Origin of the sequence: Pseudomonas sp. 14P_8.1_Bac3 (assembly GCF_025466085.1) — a bacterium.
Taxonomy (GTDB): domain Bacteria; phylum Pseudomonadota; class Gammaproteobacteria; order Pseudomonadales; family Pseudomonadaceae; genus Aquipseudomonas.
The window spans coordinates 149,263-175,414 of sequence record NZ_JANLOD010000021.1 but is presented as its reverse complement, the minus strand read 5'-3'; the positions used below and the strand labels follow the sequence as shown (position 1 = coordinate 175,414).

25 protein-coding genes, 1 tRNA gene, 1 pseudogene and 1 riboswitch are annotated in these 26,152 nt (G+C 57.1%); of the genes and pseudogenes, 7 read left to right on the top strand and 20 right to left on the bottom strand.

Features of this window, described 5'->3' with window-relative positions:
• Positions 1-144: 144 nt before the first annotated feature.
• The 3 genes from NTD84_RS08190 to NTD84_RS08180 all read right to left on the bottom strand — a co-directional run bounded on the left by NTD84_RS08190 (position 145) and on the right by NTD84_RS08180 (position 1,485).
• Entirely contained in the window at positions 145-555 is a 411-nt protein-coding gene (locus NTD84_RS08190; protein WP_262164644.1) for a type II toxin-antitoxin system HicB family antitoxin, read from the bottom strand.
• A gap of 36 nt (positions 556-591) precedes the next feature.
• On the bottom strand, positions 592-771 hold the full coding sequence (locus NTD84_RS08185) for a type II toxin-antitoxin system HicA family toxin (RefSeq protein ID WP_262164643.1): 180 nt from the start codon (positions 769-771) through the stop codon (positions 592-594).
• A gap of 405 nt (positions 772-1,176) precedes the next feature.
• Complete coding sequence (locus tag NTD84_RS08180) at positions 1,177-1,485, bottom strand: hypothetical protein (protein WP_262164642.1); 309 nt, start codon at positions 1,483-1,485, stop codon at positions 1,177-1,179.
• 537 nt (positions 1,486-2,022) lie between these two features.
• On the opposite strand from NTD84_RS08180, the gene NTD84_RS08175 reads away from it, so the two are divergent.
• A complete protein-coding gene (locus NTD84_RS08175) occupies positions 2,023-2,970 on the top strand; it encodes a restriction endonuclease (RefSeq protein WP_262164641.1) in 948 nt (315 codons plus the stop codon).
• A gap of 772 nt (positions 2,971-3,742) precedes the next feature.
• On the opposite strand, the gene NTD84_RS08170 is transcribed toward NTD84_RS08175, so the two are convergent.
• From NTD84_RS08170 to NTD84_RS08160, 3 genes are all read right to left on the bottom strand, one after another.
• Positions 3,743-4,060, bottom strand: a complete 318-nt coding sequence (locus NTD84_RS08170) for a hypothetical protein (RefSeq protein ID WP_262164640.1) — start codon at positions 4,058-4,060, stop codon at positions 3,743-3,745.
• A 334-nt stretch (positions 4,061-4,394) separates the two neighbouring features.
• Positions 4,395-4,988 (bottom strand): relaxase/mobilization nuclease domain-containing protein, encoded by a 594-nt coding sequence (locus NTD84_RS08165; protein WP_262164639.1) that lies wholly within the window; start codon positions 4,986-4,988, stop codon positions 4,395-4,397.
• Complete coding sequence (locus NTD84_RS08160; protein WP_262164638.1) at positions 4,985-5,392, bottom strand: plasmid mobilization protein; 408 nt, start codon at positions 5,390-5,392, stop codon at positions 4,985-4,987. The genes NTD84_RS08165 and NTD84_RS08160 overlap by 4 nt, the downstream gene beginning before the upstream one ends.
• Before the next feature lie 45 nt (positions 5,393-5,437).
• On the opposite strand from NTD84_RS08160, the gene NTD84_RS08155 reads away from it, so the two are divergent.
• The 3 genes from NTD84_RS08155 (at position 5,438) to NTD84_RS08145 (ending at position 7,665) form a co-directional block, all read left to right on the top strand.
• On the top strand, positions 5,438-5,599 hold the full coding sequence (locus NTD84_RS08155; RefSeq protein ID WP_262164637.1) for a hypothetical protein: 162 nt from the start codon (positions 5,438-5,440) through the stop codon (positions 5,597-5,599).
• A complete protein-coding gene (locus NTD84_RS08150) occupies positions 5,596-5,745 on the top strand; it encodes a hypothetical protein (RefSeq protein ID WP_262164636.1) in 150 nt (49 codons plus the stop codon). The genes NTD84_RS08155 and NTD84_RS08150 overlap by 4 nt, the downstream gene beginning before the upstream one ends.
• A 120-nt stretch (positions 5,746-5,865) precedes the next feature.
• On the top strand, positions 5,866-7,665 hold the full coding sequence (locus NTD84_RS08145; protein ID WP_262164635.1) for a hypothetical protein: 1,800 nt from the start codon (positions 5,866-5,868) through the stop codon (positions 7,663-7,665).
• Between the two features lie 758 nt (positions 7,666-8,423).
• Here NTD84_RS08145 and NTD84_RS08140 read toward each other — a convergent pair.
• The 13 genes from NTD84_RS08140 to NTD84_RS08080 all read right to left on the bottom strand — a co-directional run bounded on the left by NTD84_RS08140 (position 8,424) and on the right by NTD84_RS08080 (position 22,779).
• Positions 8,424-8,777, bottom strand: coding sequence for an Arm DNA-binding domain-containing protein (locus NTD84_RS08140; protein WP_262164634.1), 354 nt, complete (start codon positions 8,775-8,777; stop codon positions 8,424-8,426).
• 164 nt (positions 8,778-8,941) lie between these two features.
• A tRNA-Gly gene (locus NTD84_RS08135) sits at positions 8,942-9,015 on the bottom strand.
• A gap of 135 nt (positions 9,016-9,150) precedes the next feature.
• A complete protein-coding gene (locus NTD84_RS08130; RefSeq protein ID WP_262164633.1) occupies positions 9,151-10,035 on the bottom strand; it encodes an alpha/beta fold hydrolase in 885 nt (294 codons plus the stop codon).
• Positions 10,036-10,349: 314 nt separating this feature from the next.
• A complete protein-coding gene (locus NTD84_RS08125) occupies positions 10,350-11,042 on the bottom strand; it encodes a pseudouridine synthase (protein ID WP_262164631.1) in 693 nt (230 codons plus the stop codon).
• Between the two features lie 57 nt (positions 11,043-11,099).
• Complete coding sequence (locus tag NTD84_RS08120) at positions 11,100-11,294, bottom strand: cysteine-rich CWC family protein (RefSeq protein WP_262164628.1); 195 nt, start codon at positions 11,292-11,294, stop codon at positions 11,100-11,102.
• 6 nt (positions 11,295-11,300) lie between these two features.
• The gene (locus tag NTD84_RS08115; protein WP_262164626.1) at positions 11,301-12,788 is read right to left on the bottom strand and encodes a diguanylate cyclase; all 1,488 of its coding nucleotides are present in this window, start codon (positions 12,786-12,788) and stop codon (positions 11,301-11,303) included.
• 204 nt (positions 12,789-12,992) lie between these two features.
• Entirely contained in the window at positions 12,993-14,759 is a 1,767-nt protein-coding gene (atzF, locus tag NTD84_RS08110; RefSeq protein ID WP_262164624.1) for an allophanate hydrolase, read from the bottom strand.
• Between the two features lie 25 nt (positions 14,760-14,784).
• Complete coding sequence (gene uca, locus NTD84_RS08105) at positions 14,785-18,423, bottom strand: urea carboxylase (RefSeq protein WP_262164622.1); 3,639 nt, start codon at positions 18,421-18,423, stop codon at positions 14,785-14,787.
• 280 nt (positions 18,424-18,703) lie between these two features.
• A complete protein-coding gene (locus NTD84_RS08100) occupies positions 18,704-19,345 on the bottom strand; it encodes an urea amidolyase associated protein UAAP2 (protein WP_262164620.1) in 642 nt (213 codons plus the stop codon).
• Positions 19,346-19,356: 11 nt separating this feature from the next.
• Positions 19,357-20,082: an urea amidolyase associated protein UAAP1 gene (locus NTD84_RS08095; RefSeq protein WP_262164618.1), complete on the bottom strand. Its 726-nt coding sequence runs from the start codon at positions 20,080-20,082 to the stop codon at positions 19,357-19,359.
• Between the two features lie 13 nt (positions 20,083-20,095).
• The gene (locus NTD84_RS08090) at positions 20,096-20,884 is read right to left on the bottom strand and encodes an ABC transporter ATP-binding protein (protein WP_262164617.1); all 789 of its coding nucleotides are present in this window, start codon (positions 20,882-20,884) and stop codon (positions 20,096-20,098) included.
• Positions 20,881-21,696, bottom strand: a complete 816-nt coding sequence (locus tag NTD84_RS08085; protein WP_262164616.1) for an ABC transporter permease — start codon at positions 21,694-21,696, stop codon at positions 20,881-20,883. The genes NTD84_RS08090 and NTD84_RS08085 overlap by 4 nt, the downstream gene beginning before the upstream one ends.
• Before the next feature lie 15 nt (positions 21,697-21,711).
• Positions 21,712-22,779: a putative urea ABC transporter substrate-binding protein gene (locus tag NTD84_RS08080; protein ID WP_262164613.1), complete on the bottom strand. Its 1,068-nt coding sequence runs from the start codon at positions 22,777-22,779 to the stop codon at positions 21,712-21,714.
• A 61-nt stretch (positions 22,780-22,840) separates the two neighbouring features.
• Positions 22,841-22,941, bottom strand: a riboswitch (guanidine-I (ykkC/yxkD leader).
• A gap of 276 nt (positions 22,942-23,217) precedes the next feature.
• Between NTD84_RS08080 and NTD84_RS08075 the strand changes: the two genes are divergently transcribed.
• Together NTD84_RS08075 and NTD84_RS08070 are read left to right on the top strand one after the other, a co-directional pair.
• On the top strand, positions 23,218-23,463 hold the full coding sequence (locus tag NTD84_RS08075) for a hypothetical protein (protein ID WP_262164611.1): 246 nt from the start codon (positions 23,218-23,220) through the stop codon (positions 23,461-23,463).
• A 166-nt stretch (positions 23,464-23,629) separates the two neighbouring features.
• A pseudogene (locus tag NTD84_RS08070) lies at positions 23,630-24,057 on the top strand (hypothetical protein).
• A gap of 115 nt (positions 24,058-24,172) precedes the next feature.
• Here NTD84_RS08070 and NTD84_RS08065 read toward each other — a convergent pair.
• Positions 24,173-25,285: an enoyl-CoA hydratase/isomerase family protein gene (locus NTD84_RS08065; protein WP_262164609.1), complete on the bottom strand. Its 1,113-nt coding sequence runs from the start codon at positions 25,283-25,285 to the stop codon at positions 24,173-24,175.
• Positions 25,286-25,417: 132 nt separating this feature from the next.
• On the opposite strand from NTD84_RS08065, the gene ung reads away from it, so the two are divergent.
• Positions 25,418-26,110 (top strand): uracil-DNA glycosylase, encoded by a 693-nt coding sequence (gene ung / locus NTD84_RS08060; RefSeq protein ID WP_262164606.1) that lies wholly within the window; start codon positions 25,418-25,420, stop codon positions 26,108-26,110.
• The last annotated feature ends 42 nt before the right edge of the window (positions 26,111-26,152 follow it).

The following is a 26,152-nucleotide window of genomic DNA, read 5'->3' as shown; positions in this document are numbered from 1 at the left end:
TCCCAGAGTCGTGTAGGACCTTGCTTTTTCTGATCAACCGGCCACTTGCGTGCACGGTGTATGGGTAAAAGAATCAGCATTTCACTAATCCGGCCCGCAAAAAAAACCGACCATTTGGGCCGGTTTTCGCGTCTTCGCAACAAGTCATCGGTGCTGCTGCAACACCTTGAGTGCCGCCGAAGCCAGAAAGCCTGAACGGCTTTTTTCCTCCGGATGATGCAGTACATATTCGTCGATGCGGTTGAGCAGGTAGCCCGGCAGGGTGATGTTCAGCTTTTGGGCTTTGCCCAGGTACTTGGTGACATCGATGTCAACCACCGCCCACGTACAGCCTGCGTACTTCGAATTGGCCGCATGCAGGGTGACTTTGTTGGCAGGTGGAATCGGTGAGCCGTCTTCGGCAAGAATTTCGAAATGACCCTCAATCGCTTCCCGAGCCATGGCCATCGCATCATCCAGATCTTCACCCGCTGAGTAGCATCCCGGAATATCCGGCACTTCCACGCCCCAAGCGTGTTCGTCATTGCCCATTGAAATCGCAATAGGGTAAAGCATGTCATTGTCCTCCTGAGACGCCGCGCGCTGAGCGCGTTAGAGCAGCGCCTGTTGCAAAATACTCATGGCCGTTTTTTTGAGCAGATCCTTCTTTGGGTGAGGAACTGTGACTAATCCCGGCTTGGTCGGGTGTTTAAAGTGATGATGGCTGCCCCTGATCCGAACCAGGAACCACCCATCGGCAACAATTTGGCTTATCAAAAATCGGCTATTCACATCACCTCCGTGTGGTGTGCTTAGGTGGTTACTATACCTACTGAATTTTTTTGATCAACACTATAACCACTGTGCCCTCTTTGGCAGATGCCAGGGGCATTAAGCGAGTTTAGGCGGACGTAGAATCGGGGCTGGGAGAGTTAGCTAGAGATGCCGTTTTTCTGTATTGCAGGGGGTTTCTGTATACGACTGGCGATCTTGTATTCGGGCAAGAAAAACGTTAACAAAACACCGACTTTATGATGAAAAAAACGCTAATTTCAGAGGCTCGGATGCCAATCCCAGGCGCAAAAACCCGGACATCAAGACCGATCATGCAAAGCTCTTTCCCGAACCGCGAACACGATGCGTGTTTTGTACTGATGACCTGTGAGCGGAGCTTCGCATGACGGTGCTGAACGATACTCACGAAGCCGGCTTCTTCACGCCCCCAGGATGCGTTTCACGTTGTTTTTTCTGATACTCGTCCGCCTTGTGCGAAGCGCCCGAGTCTTTCTGCAGCGTTTTCGAATCGGATCCGGCATTCGCACCGGAAGATTCCTCGCCTTTTTTACTGGCCTTTTCCTGCTTTGATTCTGACCCCTGTCCCTGGTTCAGGCCGGGAAGCGCGGCAGGTGGAGCGGCCATATCTGTCGCCGGGTCAGCTGCGAGCGCGCAGACCGAGGAGTAGGAAACCAGACCAGCAAGCGTCAGGGCAGCTATTTTGGTGTTCATGCTTAAGCCTTCCGTGCGGGGGATGTACTTATTGGAAGGCAGGAATGAGAGAGTGTGCTGGACGGCCGACCAGTGGCAGGAATAAAGCCTCGGGTATTCGCCCGCACCGATCACTCAATCCTCAAACGCCGAGCCTGTGGGTCGGTAGCGTGGCATATACCGGTTCTCCACGTCCCCGGCAACAAATCTGACGCCCCGAAATCGCCCACAAAAAAACCGGCCATCAAGGCCGGTTTTTGCTTACCTGCATCCCCCGTCAAAACAACGTGAGAGCAAAATTCGAAGTGGAGCGGGTGAAGGGAATCGAATCAGCCTTATAAATCATATAGTTATAATTAAAAATATGTATAAACATACACATAACTGTATACCGAATATGGAATCCGACGAGCGGTAGGTTCTCAGGGTTGGTGAGAGCCCTTGGCGAGCTGTTCTTGAGCGTTCATCTTGCATGAGTCGCTTTTGAAGGGGGGCGCTTGCTCATCCGCCTTCCGGGATGTCAATCTGCCGGCATGGAATGGTAGGAGGCCTTCGTTTATGAGTCCGCTCGCGGCGCTATTGAGCGCATTTATACTGCTGATGGTAGGCGTCACTGCCCTTAGTTTTATTATTTCTCATTTAGAAATTTTTGTAGGTCTTGTTTGCCTAATATTATTGTTATGGGTTTTGTTCTATGTATTTTTTATATTGAAGAATCGAACCGCTAATGTTCAACAGCTTGAAGGGTTGCTGCTGCAATATGGAGAAAGCAGTCCTGCCGAGCAATACGCGTATTTTACGTTGCGAGGGCAGTACGACGCACGAATCAGGTCATTGGAGTTGCAGCTGATGCATTGCGTTGTTACTCAAAGCGTTACGCCGCACCTTCCCGTGCTTCGAAGAAAAAAAGGCCAGCTTGTTTATTTGGGTGAGTATGGAGAAGAGATATCAGCACGTTGGATTAAAGAGCTGAGGAGCTTCTTACAAAATGTGATTTTTCCGTTAAACACTTTAGAACATGGTGCTGGTAATTTTGAGATATCGCCGATTTATGTAGAGTTCTCTAATATTTCCAATCCCTATGTTCTCGAATATTGGATTAATTACTTGGATGGAATAATTCAAGTAGACGCTCCTAGCATACCGCAAACCAATGAACGGATGATGTCTGGACATGAATATGAATTCCATGTTGCGCAACTCATAAGAGAGCTAAGCTGGGCTGCTACAGTTACTCCCGGCTCCGGCGATCATGGTGCCGATATAATTGCAGAACGCGAATCTGTTCGCATAGCAGTTCAGTGTAAATTATACAGCTCGACGGTAGGTAATAAATCCGTTCAGGAAGCGTATTCGGCCAAAGACTTCTACGACTGTCAACACGCGTGTGTCATCTCAAATGCTTTGTACACACCAGCAGCAAAGCAAGCAGCCGCGAAACTAAAAGTTGATTTGTTGCATCATGATGATTTAGTTAACTATTTAACGAGGCTAAGTAACGCTTAAAAGCAAAGTTTCGAATTTTTGCTAAATTTCGGACAACTGTTTTGTGAGCAAAAGGAGCCCCACGGGGCGGCTGGGGGTCAAGCATAAAGTCGAGGGCCCTGCCGCGTGCGGTGGGTTTCGAGCCGCTTGCGGCCGCCGTAGGCGCTTTGTGCTGGACGCCTAGCGGGGGGGGGGGAACAGCCTTGGGCCCCTGGTAGGGGAAGCTCTTTCTCCCCCGCCACGCTAGCCCTGCCCGGCAAAGAGGGCGAGATGACAAGAGGCTTGCCTCTTGGTGTTGCTGCTTCTAATTATCGTGGCAAACTTCAAAGAGCTCACAATCTGTAATTTGCGCAAGTTTGATTTGAGTTTGCGCTGTGGCGGTGCAGATTATATTAATCTCAATTTTTTGGATAAACTCTGCAATCACAGCGGGGCTTGCATATTCGTCAGGATAGCCTTCGATAGTGTAATCTGGCGTCTCCGCACCTGAGGCAACGCGTTTTATTTGAAAGAGGGTGGGCAGTCAGATGAAGCTTGTTTAGCAAGGATTTGCGTTCTGTCAGAGATACTTGTTCCATCATTTTTAGCCTCGTTTTTTATTTTTGTTTTTAGAGCAAAGCCAAATTTTTTCCTTCTTCCTCAGATTCGGTTTTTCGGCTCTTCGAAGGGTTTTCTGCGTTTATGGCTTGTTGAAGGCGTATTAAGTCTGTTGCGGTAGTGGAGTATTGACTGCCACTTGAGGAATACCCTTTTAAGTGATTCTCGAAAGTAAGCAATGAAAGAAGCAGTTTTATTAGAACTCAACAAGTTTTGCAGAGTTCTCGATCAGCTCCATAAGCTTGTCCTGGTCATTCTCATATTCGCTATCGCTTAGTAAGCCGCTAAGCACTGCTTTTTGTTGAGTATTTGTGAATTTGCTGATATTCGAAGCTATGGGCGCGCGCGTTCCATAGCTACTCATGTTTAAGGTGTCGGGGTTGTTTTTTATAAAATCAATGGTGTTGTCATAAATAGTATCGAACAGAGGCAGATTGCTCCGAAGATTCTTGAGTAATTCTGTTGTATCGTTAATTTCTTTTTCAGAATGCTGTTCAAATGTCTCTGTTCGCAAAGCTGCTGCTCCTTTAATGCGATGTCTTTTTTTTAACCTCGCGCGCTCTTTTTTTTGTAAGATAGAATTGTAGTCTCTCGCGATTTTTTAAAAGTCGCGACTGTCTCCTGTGAGTTCAAGTGCTTTTCTAGAGTGCTCAAAAGACCTTCTATCTTCATATATTCCCCCGGTTAACCTCATGGACTTTTGCGCGCCTGGGGGCTTGAGTGATATGTAGTTGGAACCGGCTCGTGTTATCTCAAACCAACTAGCTTCTAGTGTGTTTATGATTTCCTTTCTACTGCTAATGAGCCCAGCTCCTATCGCTTCGATTAATTGAAAGTGTATTTTTTGCTTAACATCTTTTTGGGGGGTCGTGCGGGCTGATTTTTATCGAGCGTGCAACATCTGGCGCGCGAGGGTTTTGTAGTCCGTATTTCTTACAGATGAAATCCGTAAAAGCATCATTGTGTTTTATAAAGTCGCTGTTCGCACCTTTGCCGCGTCTACCATCGTAATTCGGAGGGAAAGGGTTGAAATACTTCCCGCTTTCGATGTTCGTTCGCGGGATAATATAGTGCAGCCCCAGTCGATCCTTGTGCTCATGCTTTACTATCAGTGAAACGCGGCAGTCATTTTTAACGCCGGCAAACGCAAAATCTTCCCAGTCTTTTAATAAACTGGTTAATTTTTCAGGGGAGTCTTTTAGAAATTTTGATTCTTGCTCTGAGAAAGAAAGTACGCCAGATGTGTATCTTTTTTTAAATCCGCATTCGAGACAGAGTTTCTCAATCGCCTCTCTGTCACCGCTAACAAGCTCGGCGGCGGGCTCCCGCTTCGTCCATCTCTTGATTTCTGCATCGTAGAAAATTTCACTTAAGAAGTAGTCAATGGCTCTGGCAGCACTGTTGTCGTTCGCGCCACTGTGCTTTGATATTCCGTGGATCACTGTTTATACTCCTTTGCGAAATTTTCAACGTGTGCCTTGATCTTGCTCAAGCAAATGTTAACCAACACTAGGTCAACCCTGTCTTTTTTATAGTTGCAGACCCTTGCAATCATATTCAGGTTTGAGTTTATTCGCTTAAGCCAGCTATTGAGCTGTTTAAGCTCTCTGATCTGTTCGTTATTAACACCCGCGACTTGAGAGTGCTGAGTCGCTGCTAATACATAAGCATTCAAAGAAAACCCTGCTAAGTCAGCTTTTCGCTGGAGTTCCGCTCGTTGTGCGAGGCTCATGCGCAGACTTATTTGTCTGTGTTTTTTTGTTTCTATCGTCGGCTCATGTTTTATTTTTCTTTTTTGGCTGTTAGGGGTTTGGGGGAACCCCAACAAGTTGCGTGATGAAATCATGCGAGGAGCCTTGTTCGTTCTTATGCATCAAAGATATTATTAAGCATGAGCCAGTTATTAAACAATTGGCGTATCACTGATGCTCCGGTATACAAGGAAAATATCTTGAACGAGATAAATTTTGGCGCGGTCGCGGAGTTTTATGAGGCTGATGAGCTTCGTTCGTTCGGAGCGTCTTATCGCACCTCTTCCCAAGACATAGAATGAGCAACAGCATTGAGATGTTGCGCGAACACCTGCGCCGTTATTATCAAAAGAGCGATCGGCGTTCAGAATCCAATGAGGTTCCAAGCGACAACGGACGAGCGGATTATACGAGCCGTGATCTTGATGATTTCTTTAATGAGAGCTGAGCCAGCGTTCGCCTCAGGTTCCTTCAGTTAAATACGACTACGGTGGTTATTGACGAATCGCCTTACAAAGCAAATAAGCGTGCTATGCTCTGCTCTGGCTGACAACGAGGGATATATGCCATGGATAAATTCGGCTTCGCCAAGGGTTATGCGCTGACTTCATATGAACGGCTAATTTTAAATCAACCTCAATTAGAGTTTGGTGGGCTCTGGTGTTTAAATGGCAGCTATCTTATCGTATGCGTTACGCTAGATGAGGCGATGTCATCAGAGGGACTGCCATTAAAAGAGTGGTTTGATAAATATTGCCGGGTTATCGCATATCAAGTTGATCTGGTAAAAAGTCCACCAAACGGTGCTATTCGCATACCAGCTCGGACACCTGAACAACTATCTCAACTCAATGGAGCTCCTCTTAATGCGTCTGAGTTTCATCTTGAGCTAATACGTCAGCTCCCTAGAAAGTTTCCGATTTTCAAAATAGATGACCATCCAGCACTACTGCGTATTATTTCGCCCGTTGAGCTCGATGAAGAGTCAGCACAGCTTATAGAAATTGCAATTTCTAATCTTGGCATTAGTATTGAGCTGGAGTTTAAGGTCGAACCAGAGGGCTTTCCAGGAATTCAAACGCCCGATTTTTATTTCACTGATCAACGCTTGAAAGGTTGGCCAGCTAAGCTAGTCACAGCGCAAGAATCAGGTGAGCAGCAGTGGTTCGATGATCGGCTATCGTTATTTTCAACCGAACAGATAGACCCTTCGCGATACGTCCCCTCGACTAAGCGGGAGCGAACGGCTTGCTTTATTGACTGTTCATTTGGAATGCCAAGTAATATCAGGAACTATTTAACAACTTACAATACAATATACCTCGCGCCTCCTTTTAGAGGTTTAGAGGAATTGCTTAGAGGCTTCTCAATCTCAGAGCGCGAGCTAGTTGAATTGATTAACTCGGGTCGGGTTATTATCATTCTCCCTGCCGAACTCCATTTCTATGACCGGGCGATGCTTGCAAAGTTGCTTGATCATGATCAAAGCCAGTTTGTGCTCCACAGACCGCTCGCGGCGGCGACTATTGCGGAGGGCCGTAAAAGGAATCCCCTACTGTATCCTGCCCTAGATAATGAAGCACGCCGCAATCTGCTTAGCCTACTAAGCTCGAACAAATCCGACCCTGGCCTTTCCGAACTGCAATCGGTACGTAGATACCTCGGTTCGAGCTGGGCATCTTTAGAAACGGATTTTTCAACTCAGGGCGCGAGAGCAGGATTCCATCATGGTATGGGCCGACTGCTGGCGGAGATAATTTCAGGAAAGAACGGTGCTGAAATAAATCCTGTTGTCTTGGCATGCTCGACTTCTGTTGAGTGGGGTACTGCACTTAACGCTAATTACTGCCCTGTGAGTTCTAGCGGATTTAATATCGAAAAAATAGTTACATTGACCGCTAGTTTTATCACCGGCGTACCTCCTCGACCTATTATTGATACGGCCTCGAACTTGGGGGTGGTTGTAGAGGATCTGCTTGTTCTCGATGGGGATACTCCTATTGCAGATGTGGTAAGTGCATTCAGTATGGAAGACGTCAATCGTCTAAATATATTGCTTAAAAAGCATAATTTTAATGCGGAATCAGTTAGGAATTACGTAATAAATGTTAACGATAAAGTTAAGTCATTGGAGCGTGTGGAGCGGGGTGCAAAGAGACGAGATTTGCTCACATTGACAGGGGCGTTAGTACCTGCATTGGTTACCGGCCCTACGGCGGTATGGATTCCAGTCGCAGTTTGGTTTATCCAGCGTATGTTAGATAATGAATCTAAAGCTGGTAACGTAGTCACCGACTGGCTGAGAGCGAAAAATACCTTCACTACCAGCGACGCTGTATTTGTAAGTCGCCTTCGCAAAAAGGAATGATGTGTAAGCTCAGCCTGATGGTACTTAAGTATTTGAATTCGGATGCGTTTTGCACGCGTTGTTATCTGGTGGCAACTACATGGATATCCTGCTTCCTGTGGCCCCCTCAAATGTCAGCAGGGCTGGGGCTATGTCGGATAGAGCACTGGACGGTAACGAGGTGAGGTTAGCGTTCTAGAGCCCCATATGACGCTTCTGAACGGCGTTCCGGCTTTTGCTTGAGCTTGGTAGAATATTTCAGGTTACCTCCAAAATACTCTTTGCTTTTAACTTGCATGGGTTTGTAGTGAATGCCACACAACGCTTGAAGCTGCCCTAAGGTCTCGTCACTGGGTATCTCAGGTTGAAGCAGTTTCGTTGAATGTGGCTCGTCTGAGGGGGGTGTCAGGCCGACTTCCCGTTTATTCGTCCGTCTCCCTTAATACCCTCAGCATCTCAAACGGCATGAGAATGCTGTACGCGTCTGTGCAGCGATTTCAGAGCTTTTCCGTAACGCCTGCAGTCGCGATCTATGCAAAATACTCTGAAAGCGCGGCAAGAGGCGTTCCAGGCGCTTTCGCGAGGGGAGTAGCCGAGCCGCTTGAGCATAGCGGAATAATCTGGGCCTTCCGGGAGAAATTGCCATTGCTCAGCAGGCGGTGTGGGTAACCGTTGTATGCATGTGCTACACCAGTTCGGCGGCCTCAGAGCATTAGCGAATGTTCGAGCTTCCGCTTCTCTTGAATAATTAATAAAAATTGTGACCTGTTCTGTCTCCTTTAAGCCTCGGCAACGCTCTCAAAACTGTTGCTTGTCGCTTCGCTCAATTCGTATTTTTTTTGCGCCCTGTGCGCGACAGGATCCGTTCCCGCTGCAAGCAGCTTGAGAGCCTGCTGAGCCTTTTCACGGGCTTGTTCGATGTTCACGTCCCGATAACTGCCCAGGCCGTGCCAGCCCCATTTTCCATCAGATTTTTTATATCTCAGCTCCCAGCGTTTACGCCCGGTTGGGCTCACAACGATGTGAAGCCGCTCTGCGCCACCGTAGTTCTCGCGATAGCCCTTGACCTCGGGTTCAAGTGCATCGATGACAGTCCGAGAAAGGGGTCGTCTTTTTATCTCTGATCGTTTCATGGTTGTGTATGGCCTGGTTCGAAGTTTTCGAAACCGTACACGAGCCTGTACAGAAAAAGTAGGGCCGTGCGGAGACCACCGGCAATCATGAGAGATTCACGGAATGCTAAGTTATTGATCTATAAGGGGAGGTGAGATGTGGGGAGATAGGTGGAGATGTGATGTGGAGCGGGTGAAGGGAATCGAACCCTCGTTATCAGCTTGGGAAGCTGGAGTAATGCCATTATACGACACCCGCTCAGAGCGGCTGACTTTGTACCAGATGTGCGCGTGGAAATGAAGTTTTTCTTTGCGCTTGTGCGGTCGTTCGCGGGCAAGCCTCGCGCCTGGAGGATGGCGTCAGGCGGCGAAGCTTGCTCGCGATGACACTGTTTCAGATGGCCAGTGCATGGTGGTCCTGGACGTAGTGGTAACGCGGTCGGCTGGCCTGTGGCGTTGGGCTCAGGAAGCCCAGCAGGGCGTTGCGGCTGTCTCGGCAGGCGGCTTTGTGCTCCATGTCGAGAAAGTGGCCGGTGGCTTCGATGGTGGTGAAGGTGCTGTGTTGCACGTGATTGGCGAACAATCGCGCGCCGTCGGCGGCGGTGTATTCGTCCCATTCGCCATTCATGAACAGCACCGGCACGTTGATTTTCTCCGAGGCCTTGAGGAAGCACTGGCGATCGCTGTGCAGCAGGTCGTTGATGTGGAAGTGCATCTGCCCGTATTCGTGATCGGCCAGGCTGCTGACGTGGCGGTAGTTGAAGCGCTTGAACAGGGTCGGCAAGTGTTTGCCGATGGTGCTGTTCACCAGGTTGCCGACCCGGTCGCCATCGCGGCTGCCAAGGTAGTCAACACCGCGCTCGAGGTAGTCGAGCATGTGCGCGTTGATCTCCGGAGAGAACGAGCTGATCACGGCCTTTTCGATGCGCCGTGGCCGGTGGGCGAGGGCGACCAGGGTGGCGGCGCCGCCCCAGGAAAATGACAGCACGTGTTCAGCGCCGAAGTGGTCGATCAGCTCCAGGAGGATCTGCCCTTCAACTTCCTTGGTCAGTAATTTCTCATGCAGGTTGTGGGCTTTGGACTTGCCCGCGTAGGGCTGGTCGTAGCAGACCACATTAAACTGCGGGTGAAGGTTTTTCACGGTTTGTGCAAACGACGCAGTCGTGGCCATCGAGCCGTTGACCAGAATGATGGTCTTCTCTGCGGCGTCTGCGCGATAGAACTCCGTGTAAACCCGATACTGACCCTGTATATCCAGCACAGCGATTTCTGGCCTCATGTCATAAGACTCCTGGCAAGCGGGTATGCGCGCAAATGAGATTGCACGAGCTTTGTGACAGGTAGGCATATGCCTGGAATTTTTGGAGGCCCATGTCGATCCATGCAGTCCGGTCGACGGGTGTTGTTATAGGCGGGCAGTCTGCTGGTCTGAGGCGGAACCTGAGGGTTCACTAACCGGCAAAAAGTTTCTTAGAAGTATGGTGTGACTTGTCGGTCACATTTCGGCCGACGTCCTGATTCAAGCAGGGGTCACGTCTTCGCGCAAGTGTCATTGGTAAATTGTTCGACAACTTCTGCTGAGCGGTCGCCTGCTTAGATCAATTGGATCTCTTCAGTGCGCAGCGCGCGGTACTCGCCCGGTTTTAGCGCACTGTCGAGCACCAGCGGGCCCATGGATTCGCGATGCAGGCGCAGCACCTTGTTGTCGAAGTGGCCGAACATCCGCTTCACCTGGTGATAACGACCCTCGACGATGCTCAGGCGCGCCGACGTCGGCCCCAACAGCAGCAATTCCGCCGGCTGCGTGGTGAGGTCTTCGAAAGCAAAGTACAGGCCCTCGGTGAACTTCAACGCATATTCCGGGCCGATCTCTCGCTCTGTCTCGACGTAGTAGACCTTGGGCAGTTTGGTTTGCGGCTGCGTCAGGCGCCGCGACCAGGTGCCGTCGTTGGTGATCAGCATCAGGCCGGTGGTGTTGAAGTCGAGGCGTCCGGCGATGTGCAGGTCGTGCTTGTCCGGCTCGTCGATCAGGTCGAGCACGGTCGGATGCTGTGGGTCGCGGGTGGCGCTGACACAGCCGGGCGGTTTGTGCAGCATGAAATAACGCGCGGGTTTGCCGGCTTGCAGCACTTCCTCGTCGACCTCGACACGGCTGAATTCCAGCACTTCGGCATGCGGGTCGCTGACGATTTTTCCGTCGATCCGCACGCGTTTTTCCACCAGCAACAGGCGTACCTGCTGACGGTTGAAGCGGGGCAGGTTGCTGAGGAAACGGTCAACGCGCATGAATTGGGATCGACAGGAAAAGGGCCGCGCATCTTACGTGATCGGCCGAACGGCTGCTTATAACTGCGCTTCCACCTGCGCGCAGCGTGGGCACAGGCAGGATTTGTCGCGCAGCTCGGGCGGCAAAGCTTCGAGCACCGCCGGGTCGATGCTGACGCCGTAGCACCAGCAGGGCCGGTCGGCGGTTCGCGGGTCGGCCAGACTGCAGTCGTTGGAGGCGCCGCACGCCGGGCAGCATTCAGATGTGTTCATGTAGGACTATGCATAACTGGTCTGGGACATTTCCGCGCAGGTACGGTTTCGGCCGGATTGCTTGGCCCGGTACATCGCATGATCGGCTCGGGACAGCAGGGTGTGCAGGGTTTCATCCGGTTGCAGTGTGGTCAAGCCAATGCTGACGGTCAGCCGCAGGGACTGACCGTTGTAGGCATAACGCTGTTGTTCGACATGCTGGCGAATTTTCTCGGCGATCATCAGACCGGTCTCACCGTCGGTGTCCTTGAGCAGCACGATGAATTCTTCACCGCCCCAGCGACAGACGATGTCGGAGTGGCGCAGGCAACTCTGCAGGTCCCGGGCAAAACCGATCAGCACTTGATCGCCAGCGAGGTGACCGTAGGTGTCGTTCAAGGCCTTGAAGTGGTCCAGGTCCAGCAGCAACGCGGTCAGCGGCTTGGGCTCGCGTTGGGCTTCATGCAGGGCTTGCGCGGCCAGCAGGTCGAAGCCGCGCCGGTTCGGCAGCTCGGTCAGGCTGTCCAGCGTGGCCTGGGCCTGGATCTTGCCCTGATAGCGCTTGATCACCCGGTTGAGCAGGGCCAGCACGATCAGCGTCACGAACAGGCAGATCAGCAGGTTGAGGTACAGCGACTGGCGGATTTCACTCAGAGCGCCGTCTTCGCGCTTGTCGACGAACAGGTACCAGTTCAGCTCCGGGATGAACCGCACGTTGAGGAAATGGCCCTGGCCCTGAACGGAATATTCGTAGCTGCCGCTGTGGGGTTTCGGCAGTTGGCTGACGAGGCTTTTCATGCTGTCGAGTTCGGCGAGGGTCTGGCCGACGCGCGCACCTTGCGGGCCGCCATCGGCGCCGGTCAGCACCAACCGGCCGAAGTTGTCGACGAAATACACGCTGCGCTGGTAACGCTGCTGGTACTTGTCGATCAGCTTGATCACCGCATCGACGGTCAGGCCCACGCCCGCCGCGCCGATGAAGTGGTTGTTGTAGTCGTAGACCTTGTAGTTGATGAAGAAGGTCAGGTTGTCCTTGTTGGCGAGGTCCGGGTCGACGTTGATCTCGTACGGATCGGCCATGTCACGCACGCGGAAGTACCAGGCATCGCGCGGCTCGTCGACCTTGACCTGCTTGAGCACACCCTTGGCGTGGTAGTAGGTCAGCGTGCTGTTGGAGATGAAGAACGCGGTGTAGGCGCCGTAGTGGGTCATGACCTCGTTAAGGTAGCGGGTCATCTGCTCGGGGTTTTGTTCGCCGCCGACCACCCAGTCGCGCATGAAGGTGTCGCGGGCCATCATCGAGGAAATCAGGATCGGTCTGACGAGGTCTTTCTGGATTTCCGAGTACACCGTGTCCGAAGTCAGTGGCAGCTCGGTGTTGACGATGTTGTCGCGGATCGAGGCGCGCGAGGCGTAGTAGCTGAGGAATGAAGTGGCCAGAAAACCCGCGCCCAGCAGCGCGATCAGCGTGAGAACCAGCGAACGTTGCGAATACAGCGGCGAGTGAGGCGGCATGACGATTCCGTAGGCAGTGACCCGTTGCAAAGCATTCTAGTGGGACTGCGGGGAAATAACTGCGGGATTTGTAGGGTGAATCAGAGAAGATCAGGTCGCGCCTGATGTGGGTGGGAGCGGGCTTGCTCGCGAATGGGCCTGACAGGCAACATCAATGCTGAATGTCAGACCGCCTTCGCGAGCAAGCCCGCTCCCACGGGGGCGTCACCGGGCCAGGTAAGCTCGCCATCCACCCAGATGACTGATATCCACCGCCCCCTGCAACCCATATTGTTCGCAGATAAACCCACTCTCCCAACGGCCATCCGCCAGTTGCACTTTGCCCAACCCCAGCGGCGCCGGGATCCCGGTCAGAAACGAACCCAGCTCACTGCTCGGCAGTTCCCAAACCTCCACCGCAATCGCCACGCCGCCCTCCGTCACCCGAACCATCCCCGGACGAAACGGCGGGCCACCGGCCAACGCATACAGTTGATAATCCGGCGAACTGAACGTGGTCTCGACCAACCTCGCGCCACGGCGTTTCAATTGCCAATTCAACGCCAGCCCATCCAGGTGCGCGCCGCACACCACCAACCGCGCCCGATCGTTGCGCGCGACCGTGGTCGGTGCGGGCGCCTCCGAGCGGCGTTGAAAAGCATCCGCCACGCTCAGCAGATACTGATCGGTAAACGCCCGCCCAAACAGCGTCACGCCCCACGGCAACCCATTGCCCATGAAACCGCTGGGCACGGCGACGGCGGCGTAATCGAGCAGGTTCATGAAGTTGGTGTAGTAACCCAATTCCGAATTGCGCAGCACCGGTTCAGCGTCGAGTTCCGCCAGGGTCACGGGACGGCCGATGGTCGGCGTGATCACACAATCGAGCCCCTCCAGCGCCTTATCGCACAGTGCTTTCAGGGCTTGCAGCCGATACTGCGCACGGAACGTTTGCACGCCGGTCACCGCTGGCGCCTTGGCCAGCACAGCCTGAATCACCGACAGCACCGCTTGAGGATTGTGCTCCATCAACTCACCGGCGACGCTGTACCGCTCCGCCACCCACGGGCCTTCATAGAGCAGGCGCGCGGCTTCGAGAAACGGCGACAGATCAAGTTCGACCGCTTCGCCGCCCAGCGCCTCGAGCTGATCGATGGCGCTATCGAACAACAGCGGGCCCTCAGGGCAACCGAAGAACTCCAGGTCCTGCGCTCGCGGCACGCCGAAGCGGAAGGGACGCGGCGTGCCAAACGCTGAACCGTCGTTCCACATCGGATTGCTGCGGCTGTAAGCGTCCCGTGGATCAAGGTGCGCAGTGAGCGCCAGCAACTGGCTGGCTTCCCGCGCCGTCGCGGTAAACGTCGTGACGCAATCCAGCGTGCGACACGCCGGCACCACGCCGGCGGTGGAGATCAAGCCTTTGGTGGCTTTCATCCCCACCAGATTGTTCAGCGCCGCCGGCACACGTCCGGAGCCCGCGGTGTCGGTGCCCAAGGAAAAACTCGCGACGCCCAGCGCCACCGCCAGCGAAGAACCGGCACTGGAACCGCCCGACGGGTACTCCGGCAATACGCTGTTCGGGCACGCGCCATACGGCGAGCGACTGCCGTTCAAGCCGGTGGCGAACTGATCAAGATTGGTCTTGCCCAGCGGAATGGCCCCCAGCGCCAGCAGCTGCTCGACGATGGTCGCCGATTGCGTCGGCACATAGGCAAATGCCGGGCACGCCGCCGTGGTCGGAATGCCTGCCAGGTCGATGTTGTCCTTGATCGCAAACGGCACGCCGTACAGCGGCAGGCTGTCGAGGTCGCGACCGTCGAGGGCGGCGAGGTAGGGTTCCAGTTCCTCAACACTGAGCAAGTGGATGAACAGGTGATAGTCCGGGTTCAGCGCTGCGGCTTTATCGCGCAGGCTGCGCAGCAAGTCCCGAGGTGTGAGGCTGCCATCGCGGTAGGCGCTGCGCAGTGCATCGAGTTGCAGATTGAAGTTCATGCGGTCAGTCCTTTTCAAAGAGGGTTCAGTCGGGTGCCAGCACCACGACGCGCTGTCCGGCGCGCACCGCCGAGCCCGGTTGCACACGAATCTCGCGCACCACGCCGGCCATCGGTGCGAGAAGCGGAATTTCCATCTTCATCGACTCCAGAATCACCAGCACATCACCGGCGGCTACCCGGCTACCGGTCTCGACCTGAACCTGCCAGAGGTTGCCGGCGATGTGGCTGTCGACGCTCATTTCACCGCTGGCCAGCGGTGCGTCCTCGGTCGCTTCCGGGGCTGCTTCTTCACTGTCGAAATGCGCCTGGCCGCTGGCGATCCAGCGCTCACGCTCGGCGTTGAACGCGCCTTGTTGCTGCGCGCGAAACGCGGCGATGGACTCGGCCTCTTGCGCCAGGAACGCCTGGTAATCGGCGAGGTTCAACTGGCTGTGCTCGATGTTCAGATCGAAGCGCCCGAGGGGGAAGTCGCGGCGGATGCGCAGCAGTTCGTCGGCGCTCACCGGGTAGAAACGGATCTGATCGAAGAAGCGCAGCAGCCACGGTTTGCCATCGAACGCGGCCACTTCGCGGTAACGGTTCCACATCTGCAACGTGCGGCCGACGAACTGATAACCGCCGGGCCCTTCCATGCCGTAGACGCACAGGTAGGCGCCACCGATGCCCACCGAGTTTTCCGCGGTCCAGGTACGGGCCGGGTTGTATTTGGTGGTCACCAGGCGATGCCGCGGATCGAGCGGCGTGGCGACCGGCGCGCCAAGGTAGACGTCGCCCAGGCCCATCACCAGATAACTGGCGTCGAACACCGTGCGCTGCACTTGGTCGAGGTTCGGCAGGTCGTTGATGCGGCGGATGAACTCCAGGTTGCTCGGGCACCACGGCGCGTCCTTGCGCACGGTGGTCATGTATTTCTCGATCGCCAACTGGCAGGCCGGGTCGTCCCAGGACAGCGGCAGATGGACGATCCGCGAGGGCACTTGCAGGTCGTTGGCGGCGCACACCGCGTCCCATTCACCGGCGACGATGCCGAGCAGATCGGTCAGCGGCAGCTGCTCGGGTTGGTAGTGCACTTGCAGCGAGCGGATGCCCGGCGTCAGGTCGATCACGCCGTGCAGCTGTTTGCTTTCCAGCGCCTGCATAAGCGCGTGGGCGCGGAAGCGCAGGACGAGGTCCAGTTCGGGAGCGCCGATTTCCAGCAGCAGATGTGTATCGCCGGACAGCCTCGCCACCAGCCGCGTATCGTCCTGACCCAAATCCAACACCACCGGCGACACAAGACCCTGTGGGAGCGGGCTTGCTCGCGAAGAGGGAGTGTCAGTCAAAATTGATGTGTCTGACCCGCCGCTTTCGCGAGCAAGCCCGCTCCCACATTGATTCCATTTCAGGGCGAGGGTGCGGGCGGTCTGGAGATCGACCGGGTGAAACTGCACTTTGTCGCCGGCCTTGAGCTGCCCCAGTTGCCAAAGATCCGCCTCAATCACCGTCACCGGGCACACAAATCCGCCCAGGCTCGGCCCGTCCGGCCCGAGGATCACCGGCATGTCCCCGGTAAAATCCACCGCGCCAATCGCATACGGATTGTCATGAATGTTCGACGGATGCAGCCCGGCTTCGCCACCGTCGGCGCGGACCCATTCCGGCTTCGGCCCGATCAGGCGCACGCCGGTGCGGCTGGAGTTGAAATGCACTTCCCACTGTGTCGCGAAGAAGGTGCCGATGTAGCGTTCGGTGAAGTACTCCGGCGCGCCGTGGGGACCGTAGATCACCCGGATTTGTCGCACGGCAGGCAATTCGGTGACTTCAGGCAGTTGTTCCCCCGCGCTGCGATCGATCAGCGCCGGCACGTGCAACACGTCCCCCGCCCGCAACGCACGGCCGCCATGTCCGCCAAACTGACCCAGGGTGAAAGTGCTTTTGCTGCCCAGATAATCCGGCACTTGCAGGCCACCGCGAAGGCACAGATAACTGCGCGCGCCTGCCCCGGCAATCGTGCCCAGACTTAGTGTGGCGCCTGCGGGAATCAGCAGCGCGGTGTTCATCGCCACGGCTTCACCGTTCAACGTCAGCGGAATTTGCGCCCCGGTCACCGCCACCACCGCCGCGCAATTGAAGCGCAGCAACGGCCCGCTCATGGTGATTTCCAGCGCGGCGGCACCTTCGTTGTTGCCCAGTAAAAGATTGCCGAGGCGCAACGCGCGACTGTCCATCGGCCCCGACGGTGGCACGCCCACCGCCCAATAACCGAGGCGTCCCGGATAGTCCTGCACGCTGGTCTGGGTGCCGGCGCTGAGCACTTCAAAGGTGTTGGCCTGATAGACCAGTTGTTCGAGGCAACGGGTCCACGGCTGACCACTGGCGAACGGGGTATCGAGCAAAATTTGCCGCAGGTAATCGCGGTTGGTTTCCACGCCATACAGCAGGCTGTCGCCCAAGGCTTGATACAGATCGGCGCGCGCTGCTTCGCGAGTGGGTGCCCAGCAGATGACCTTGGCGATCATCGGATCGAAGTACGGCGGGATCTCGCAACCGGCTTCGACCCAGGTGTCGATGCGCAGGTGTTTGCCGTCGGCGCTCGGGAAATTCACAGCGGTCAACAACCCCGGGCTCGGTTGAAAATCACGACCCGGGTCTTCGGCATACAGCCGCGCCTGAATTGCATGACCGTCGGCTTTCAGACCCTGGCTCAAAACGCTCAGCGGCGGCAAATCACCCGCCGCCAGTTCGATCATCCAGCGCACCAGGTCCACGCCCCATACCTGTTCGGTGACGCCGTGCTCCACCTGCAAGCGGGTGTTCACTTCGAGAAAGTAGAAGCGCTGGTCTTTGCTGTCGAAGACGAACTCCACGGTGCCGGCGCTGCGGTAGTTCACCGCTTTGGCCAATGTGATTGCCGCCGCGCATAGCGCTTCGGCCATGCCCTCGGGCAGGTTCGGCGCCGGGGTTTCTTCGAGGACTTTCTGATTGCGCCGTTGCACCGAGCAGTCGCGCACACCGAGGGCAATCACCTCGCCGCGACCGTCGCCGAACACCTGGACTTCAAGATGCCGGGCGCGCTGGATGTACTTCTCGATGAACACGCCGGCGTCGCTGAAATTGTTCTGGCCGAGGCGTTTTACCGCTTCGAAGGATTCGCTCAGCTCGGCGGCGCTGCGGCACACGCGCATGCCGATGCCGCCACCGCCGGCGGTGCTTTTGAGCATCACCGGGTAGCCAACCTGTTCGCCAGCGCTCAGTGCCGCGTCTAGGCTGTCGAGCAGCTCGGTGCCTTCGAGCATCGGCACGCCGTGTTGCTTGGCCAAGGCGCGGGCTGTGTGCTTGAGGCCGAACACGCGCAACTGCTCGGGCGTCGGACCGATGAAGGCGATGTTGGCCGCTTCGCAGGCTTCGGCGAACGCGGCGTTTTCCGAGAGGAAACCGTAGCCGGGGTGGATCGCCGTGGCGCCGCTGGCCGTGGCGATGGCGAGGATTTTGTCCACCGCCAGGTAGGTGCCGGCGGCCGCGCCTTCGCCGAGGCTATGGGCTTCATCGGCTTGCAGGAGGTGCAGGCTCGCGGCATCGGCTTCGGAGTAAACCGCCACGCCGCTGACGTGCAGGTCATGCAGGGTGCGCAGGATGCGGCAGGCAATGGCGCCACGGTTGGCAATCAGGACTTTTTCGAACATGGCATAGACCCCGGAGGGGATGCGGGCCGTCCCGCAGTTTTTCGATGAGCGCCGGGGTCGTCCCCGGCGGCAGAATCAATGCTCTTCAGAACCGCGAACCAATGTGGGAGCGGGCTTGCTCGCGAAGAGGCCGTCACATCCAACATCAATGGCGACTGACACTCCGCTTTCGCGAGCAAGCCCGCTCCCACATTGGATTCGTGGTGGTTTTACTTTTTCAGGCACTGCCCGGAGCGGGCCTGGCACAGGGCAAACAACCATTTACGCAACCGCGCTAATTTCAGTTCCATACCAGGAGCTCCGCAGGCGTAGGGTTGTAGGCATTGCACGGATTGTTCAGCTGCGGGCAGTTGGAGATCAGCACGATCACGTCCATCTCCGCGCGCAAATCCACGTACTTGCCCGGCGCCGAAATCCCGTCTTCGAACGTCAGCCCACCGTCCGCTGTGACCGGCACGTTCATGAAGAAATTGATGTTCGGCCCGATGTCGCCTTTGCCCAGTCGCCCGTCGTGGACGCAGGCGCGCAGGTAGTTGTCGCGGCAGCTGTGCATGTAGCGTTTTTCCAGGGCGTAGCGCACGGTGTTGCTCTCTTGCGCGCAGGCGCCGCCGAGGGTGTCGTGACGGCCGCAGGTGTCGGCGACGATGGTCAGCATCGGTTTGCCAAGGTTGGAATAGAGCACGCTGCCGGTGCTCAGGTAGACGCTGTTCTGCCGGCGCAAGGTGCGTTGCACGTCGTAGCGTTCTTTCGGGTTGGCGACGCTGTAGAACAAGGTATCGACGGCTTGATTACCCTCAAGATCGAGGATGCGCAGGGTCTGGCCGGCCTTGACCTCCATCAGCCACGGTTCACCGGCGGGGATGGTCGCGCGGTACACCGCTGTTTCCGGTTGCTTTTGCACAGAAGCGATTGCGAGTGACATGGCAGCGATCCTCAAGCGAACAGACGGTCGGTGTTGATGAAGCCGCGCTCGTTTTCCGGGCGCGAGGTGCGGCAGTGTTCGGCGACGCTGGAGTCGGCGTTCATCCAGCTGAGCTTCAAGGGTTTCGGCGCATAGTCCGGCGACGGGTCCAGCGGGTGTTGCAGCGCGGTCAGCACCACCAGGGTGTCCATCGGCGCGTACAACTCGATGTAGTCGCCGGCCTTCGAGTGGCCGTCGACGAAGTGGAATCGTCCGGCGTCATCGACGTTCACCCGGCTGAACAGGTTGAGGGTCATCAAAAGATCCGACAGCCCCAGGCCCCATTTGCCCAGCTCAACCAGCAGGTTGTCGGTGCCGTTGCGGAAGAAGCCATTGCGCAGTTCCTGATAGCGGCCGGCGCCATATTTTTCCGCGACCTCTTCAGCACACAACACGCCGCCGAGGCTGTCGCTCCAGCCGCAAGTGTCGGCGGTGATCGCGGCCAGCACGCGGCCCATGTCCGAGTACAGACAGTGGCCGCGGGTGAGCTTGGCGGTGTGTTGGCATTTGAGGCTGTCGGGCAGGTTGAGGCGCTCGGTTTTTTCGTTGGCGTTGAGCAGCGTCAGGCTGACGTTGGCGCCGCCACGCAAGTCGGTCAGGCGCAGCAATTGGCCGCGTTTCAGCACGAACGAACGATGGCCGCCGCCGGGGAGCATTTCTTCGGCGAAGGGCGGGAACAGTTGAGTCGAGTCAGTCATTTTTCAATGTCCTCTAAGCGATACGAAGGGTGCCTGCCAACGCAGCCGGCAAGGCATCGACGGCGGCGCGCTGGACGCGGCGGTCGCTGTTCAAAGGGATGTCGTAAGTGATGCGCGCGCCATAGGCGCCGGGGGCATGCGGGTCGACGCGGACCTTGTCGAACACCAGCAGGCGCGTGCCGAGGCTGAAACCTTCGGACAGGTCGTGGGTGACCATGAACACCGTCAGTTGCGTCTCGCGCCACAGCTCCAGCAGCAGGGCATGCATGTCTTTGCGAATGCCGGGATCGAGCGCGCCGAACGGTTCGTCGAGCAGCAACACGCGGGGTTTCATGATCAGTGCCTGGGCGATGGCCAGCCGTTGTTGCATGCCGCCGGAGAGCTGCGCCGGGTACTTGTCCAGCGAGTGGCCGAGGCCGACTTTGTGCAGCAGCACCGAGGCTTGTTCGCGGGCGTCTTTTTTCGCGCGGCCAAACAGCCGTCCGAGCAGCGGCGAGCGCGGCAGTTCGAGGCCGAGGGCGACGTTGTCCAGTACGGTCAGGTGCGGGAACACCGAGTAGCGCTGGAACACCACGCCACGGCTTGAATCCGGTTCACCGGCCAGCGCCTGGCCGTCGAGCAGGATCTCGCCGCGACTGGCGCGCTCCTGGCCAAGCAACAGGCGCAGAAAGGTCGATTTGCCGCAACCGGAGGCGCCGACCAGGGTGCAGAACTCACCTTCGTTGACGTCCAGGTTCAAGCCTTCGAGCACCACCTGGTCGGCGTATTGCTGCCAGACGTTTTTCACCGTGATGAAGCTCATGCGCGGGCTCCTTCATACCAGGGAAACGCACGCTGAGTCAGGCGCTTCAAGCCCCAATCCATCAGCCAGGCGAGCAGGGTGATCCACACCACGTACGGCAGAATCACGTCCATCGCCAGGTAACGCCGCACCAGGAAAATCCGGTAGCCAAGGCCGTCGGTGGAGGCGATGGCCTCGGCGGCAATCAGGAACAGCCACGCTGAACCGAGCATCAGTCGCAGCGAGATCAGCAGGCGCGGCAGCAATTGCGGCAGCACCACGCGCAGCATCAACGTCCAGGTCGACGCGCCGAGGGTCTGGGCCTTGATCAGCAACTCGACGGGTATTTCCCGGGCGCGTTGCTCCAGGTCCCGCGCCAGGCACGGGGTGATGCCGATCACGATCAGCATCACCTTGGACAATTCCCCCAGCCCGAACACGATGAACAGGATCGGCAGAATCGCCAGCGGCGGGACCATCGACAGCACCGTCAGCAGCGGCGACAACGGTGCGCCGAACAGCGGCAGGGTGCCGGCGGCGATGCCCAGGCACAGGCCGGCCAACGCGCTGATGCCGAGGCCGATGGCCAGGCGTCGCAGGCTGGACGCGGTGTCTTGCCACAGCACGTATTCCCCGGTGCGGCTGTCGGCGGTGAACGCGAGGCGTTTGACCGCGTCGGTCATCTGCACCGCGCTCGGCAGCAGCTTGTCGTTGGGGTTGTCCGTCAGCCGCTCGGCCGAACCCAGGAAGTAGGCGAGCAGCACCAGGGCGAACGGCAGGATCACCAGCAACAGGCGACTTGGGCGATCCGGGTGGCGATTGATCAGGCGCATGGCCAGGTCCTCTTCTTACAGCTTGGCGTCGGCAGCCAGTTGCACGTAACTCGGGTCGAAGCGCAGCTTGAGGTTGCTCTTGTCGCCGCTGGTCACGCCGTTGGCGAAGGCCATGCCGACGGCGCTGGTGTCCTTGGCGCCTTCACCCAGCAAGCCATGCTGGAAAGAGAACTCGGCGACCTTGCGCATGGTGTCCGGCAGTTGCTTGCTGGTGGAGAAAGCGAGGGCTTCCTGGGGCGTGGCGAACAATTTGGTGGTGTCCAGTTGCGCCTGAAAACCCGCGAGGTCGGTGCCGGACGCTTTGGCCATGTGTTCGAGCGCGGCGTGGCTGGCGGCGTTCTTCGCGTTCATCAATTCGACCACTTCGAACCAGGCGCCGGTCAGCGCTTTGCCCAGGGGGGGGTTGTCTTTGAGGGTGGCGCTGTTGACCACCATCATGTCCATGATTTCACCGGGGATCTGGCTGGAGTTGAAGACTTCGGTCACGCCCGGCTTGGCCTTGATGTCCGAGAGCATCGGGTTCCAGGTGGTGACGGCGTTGACCTGTTCCGTGTTGAAGGCGGCCGAGATGTCGGCGTCCGACGTGTTGACCACTTTCAGGTCTTTCTCGGTGAGATCGACCGAGTCCAGCGCGCGAGCCAGCAGGTAGTGGGACACCGACAGCTCGACCAGGTTGACGTCCATGCCCTTGAGGTCGGTGACGGTCTTGCCGTCGCCCTTGAGCACGATGCCGTCGTTGCCGTTGGAGAAGTCGCTGACGATCAGCGCGGTGCTGTCGACGCCGCCGGCCGCGGGAATGGTCAGCGCGTCCATGTTGGTCATGGTGCAGCCGTCGAACTGGCCGGCGGTGTATTGGTTGATGGATTCGACGTAGTCGTTGAGCTGCACCACATCAATCTTGATGCCGTACTTTTTCGCCCATTTGTCGACGATGCCCTGGCTGCCCGCGTACTCCCAGGGCATCCAGCCGGCGTAGATGGTCCAGCAGACGCTGAAGTGGTCTTTCTGCGCGGCCTGGGCCGAGAAGCTCACGAAGGCTGCGAAGGCAGCGGCAAGCAGGGCGGGTAAACGAAGCTGGGACATGGTGGTTCTCCAGTTGATCAAGGGCGGACAGGAGGCAACGCGGCACCGCAAACGGTGGCTTGTCTCCCGGGCTTTTGTCCCGCCGTGTAACCTCAACTGGAGGTCGCCAACTCTCGGACCAGTCACTCGCCTTAGCGAGCCGGAACCCTAGTCAGCCATTGCAAATTGTGGTGCCGCGAACCTGTGATGACTCCTGCACGGGTTTGCTAAAGCGAGAGACGTGCCAAGTTGCTGCAACGGCTCTGGGCCGTGGGATTGCCACTGGCGGGCAGGGCGAGCCGGCGGTTCGTTGCTTTGTGATGGTGCATCGATGCACTGAGATGCAGCGTGTCGGCCGCTGATCCGAAGGTCGGCGCTGCCCGGCACTTGGCGCTGCGTTGCCAGTCAAAACAAGTGTCAGCCGACCCGCATCGGCTGTGGGTCTTTCAGGAGGCCGCCATGTTTCGTCGACTGCTGCTTGGTGTTGTGCTCGGTGTCGGGCTGTCCGGCTGCTATTACTACGCCGGTTCCTACGACGCGTATTCCTCACCTTATTACTACCCTGCCTACGCGCCTTATTCCTACTATTACGGGCCGCGTTATTACTACGGTGGACCGCGCTTTTACGGTGGTTACCACTACTACTATTGGGGCGGGCATTCGCCTCGGTATTACGGCGGTGGATATCGAGGAGGGCATCACTAATCAGCACGTGAATGATGAAAAGCCTTTCATCGGCCAGATGTTTCAACTTGTTGCAGGGCCGCACCAGATTTCGAAACCGATGTCTGATCTTGCGACAGTCACCGAATAATTGACTGTCGCTCGCCAGCGTCGCTGGTGTGGCTCACTCGCGGTCCAGGAGGCCGCCATGCTCTCTCGAATTCTTCTGATTGCTGTGCTGGGTTTGTCTGTTGGTGCGTGCGTTCCCTATTCCGATGGAGGCAGCTACTACAGTTCCGAGGTGTACACGTCCCCCGCGCCGTACTATTCCGATGGCGGGGCCTACTACTCCAGCGGCGGTTACTACTCGGCGCCGCGCCGTTACTACGCACCGCCGGCTCGCTACTACCAGCCAACACCGCGCTATTACTACCAACCGCGGGTCTATCAACCGGCACCACGTTATTATCAGGCGCCACGCGGCGATTATCGGCGCATCAAAATCAGGGCTGGGATGGCCGCAACCGGGGTGGCTGGAACAATGACTACCGCGGCGGCGGGCGTAGCAACAATCATGGCGGGAGAGGCGATCATGATGGTCGCGGCGATCACGATGGCCGGGGTGGTCGGCGGTAACCAATTTTAACTACACACCTGTGGGAGCGGGCTTGCTCGCGAAGACGGTGTATCAGTCGACGTTCAAGCCGTCAGATACACCGCCTTCGCGAGCAAGCCCGCTCCCACATTTCGTTCAGTATTCCGACAAATCCGCCAACGGATGCCGACCTTCCCAAACCTTATGAAAATGCGCTTCCACCACCGCCTCCGGCACGTTGTTGATGTCCGGCCAATGCCAGTGCGGTTTCTGATCCTTGTCAATCAACCGCGCCCGTACGCCTTCGCTGAACTCGGGATGTCGGCAGCAGTTGAGGCTCAGGGTGTATTCCATCTGGAAAACCTCCGCCAATGACAAGTGCCGTGCGCGGATGATCTGTTCCCACACCAGGTGAGCAGTCAGCGGCGACCCTTCGCTCATCGTCCGCGCGGCGCGGCTGAGCACCAGGTCAGTGCTGTCACGTTGCTGGCTGATGGCCTTCCAGGCGCAACGCACGTCGCTGACGTCCAGCAGTTCATCAATCTGCTGACGGCGCGGCAGCCACTGGGCTTCGGGCAGTTGTGCGATGGCCTCCCGCTGCAACGCCTTGAGCAGGCTTTTCAGTTGCATCGGCGTCTGCTCTTGCCAGTTCAACTGCAACAAGCCTTCGACCAGTTCTTCCTGCTGTTCATCGAGCAGGAAACGGTCGGCGAGGTCCAGATCGATCGCGTCGCGGCCATTCATGTGCGCGCCGGTCAGGCCGAGGAACAGCCCGAGCTTGCCGGGCATACGCGACAGAAACCAACTGGCGCCAACGTCCGGGTACAAGCCGATGGTGATCTCGGGCATCGCCAGGCGGCTGCTTGGCGTGACGATGCGAATGTTCGCGCCCTGCAGCAGGCCCATGCCGCCGCCCAGCACATAACCGTGGCCCCAGCAGATCAGTGGTTTCGGGTAGGTGTGCAGGTTGAAGTCCAGGCGATATTCCGCCGCGAAAAAAGTCGCGGCCAGCGGCGGGACTTCACCCGGGTGGGCGCGACAGGCCTCCACCAGGCTGCGCACTTCGCCGCCGGCGCAAAACGCCTTGGCGCCGTTGCCGCGCAATAGCACGCAGACGATCTGCGGCTCCTTGGCCCAGGCGTCCAGGCGGTCGCGCAACGCGTTGATCATCGGCAGGGACAGGGCGTTCAGGGACTTTTCGGCATCCAGGCTGGCGACCCCGATGCGGGCGCCGTCGGTGCCGGTGAGTTCTTCGAAGTGCAGATTCATCGTGACCTCGATCGGGAATTTGAGCGTTCAGTATGATCGCAATGCAGGAAGTTGCCGGTTCTGCGTCAGATCAATTGACAAGCGTGATGAGCTTTCCTAGGGTTCGCTCCATTGTTTTTGCCGGATGTAACCATGACTGCTGACGACCGTATCAAACTCGAACCGAGCTGGAAGGAGGCACTGCGTGCTGAGTTCGACCAGCCCTACATGGCAGAGTTGCGCAATTTCCTGCAACAGGAGCGTGCGGCCGGCAAGGAAATTTATCCACCAGGCCCGATGATTTTCAACGCGCTCAACTCGACACCGCTGGACAAGGTCAAGGTCGTCATCCTCGGTCAGGACCCCTATCACGGGCCGGGCCAGGCCCATGGCTTGTGCTTCTCGGTGCAACCGGGCGTGCCGGCGCCGCCGTCGTTGGTCAACATCTATAAAGAGCTGAAGCGCGACCTGAACATCGACATCCCCAACCACGGTTACCTGCAAAGCTGGGCCGATCAGGGCGTGCTGATGCTCAACACCACCATGACCGTCGAGCGCGCGAATGCCAATGCGCACAAGGACAAAGGCTGGCAGTTTTTCACCGATCGAATCATCGAAGTGGTCAGCCAGCGGCAGCCGCATCTGGTGTTCATGCTGTGGGGCGCCCATGCGCAGAGCAAGCAGAAGCTGATCGATGCGACCAAGCACCTGGTGTTGACGTCGGTGCACCCGTCACCGTTGTCCGCTTATCGCGGCTTCCTCGGGTGCGGGCACTTCAGCCGGACCAACAAGTTTCTGGAGCAGAATGGCGAGACGCCGATCGAGTGGCGATTGCCACCGGTTTAAAGTGCATCGCCAGCAGCCTGGTTCCCACCAAAACCGGTAGGA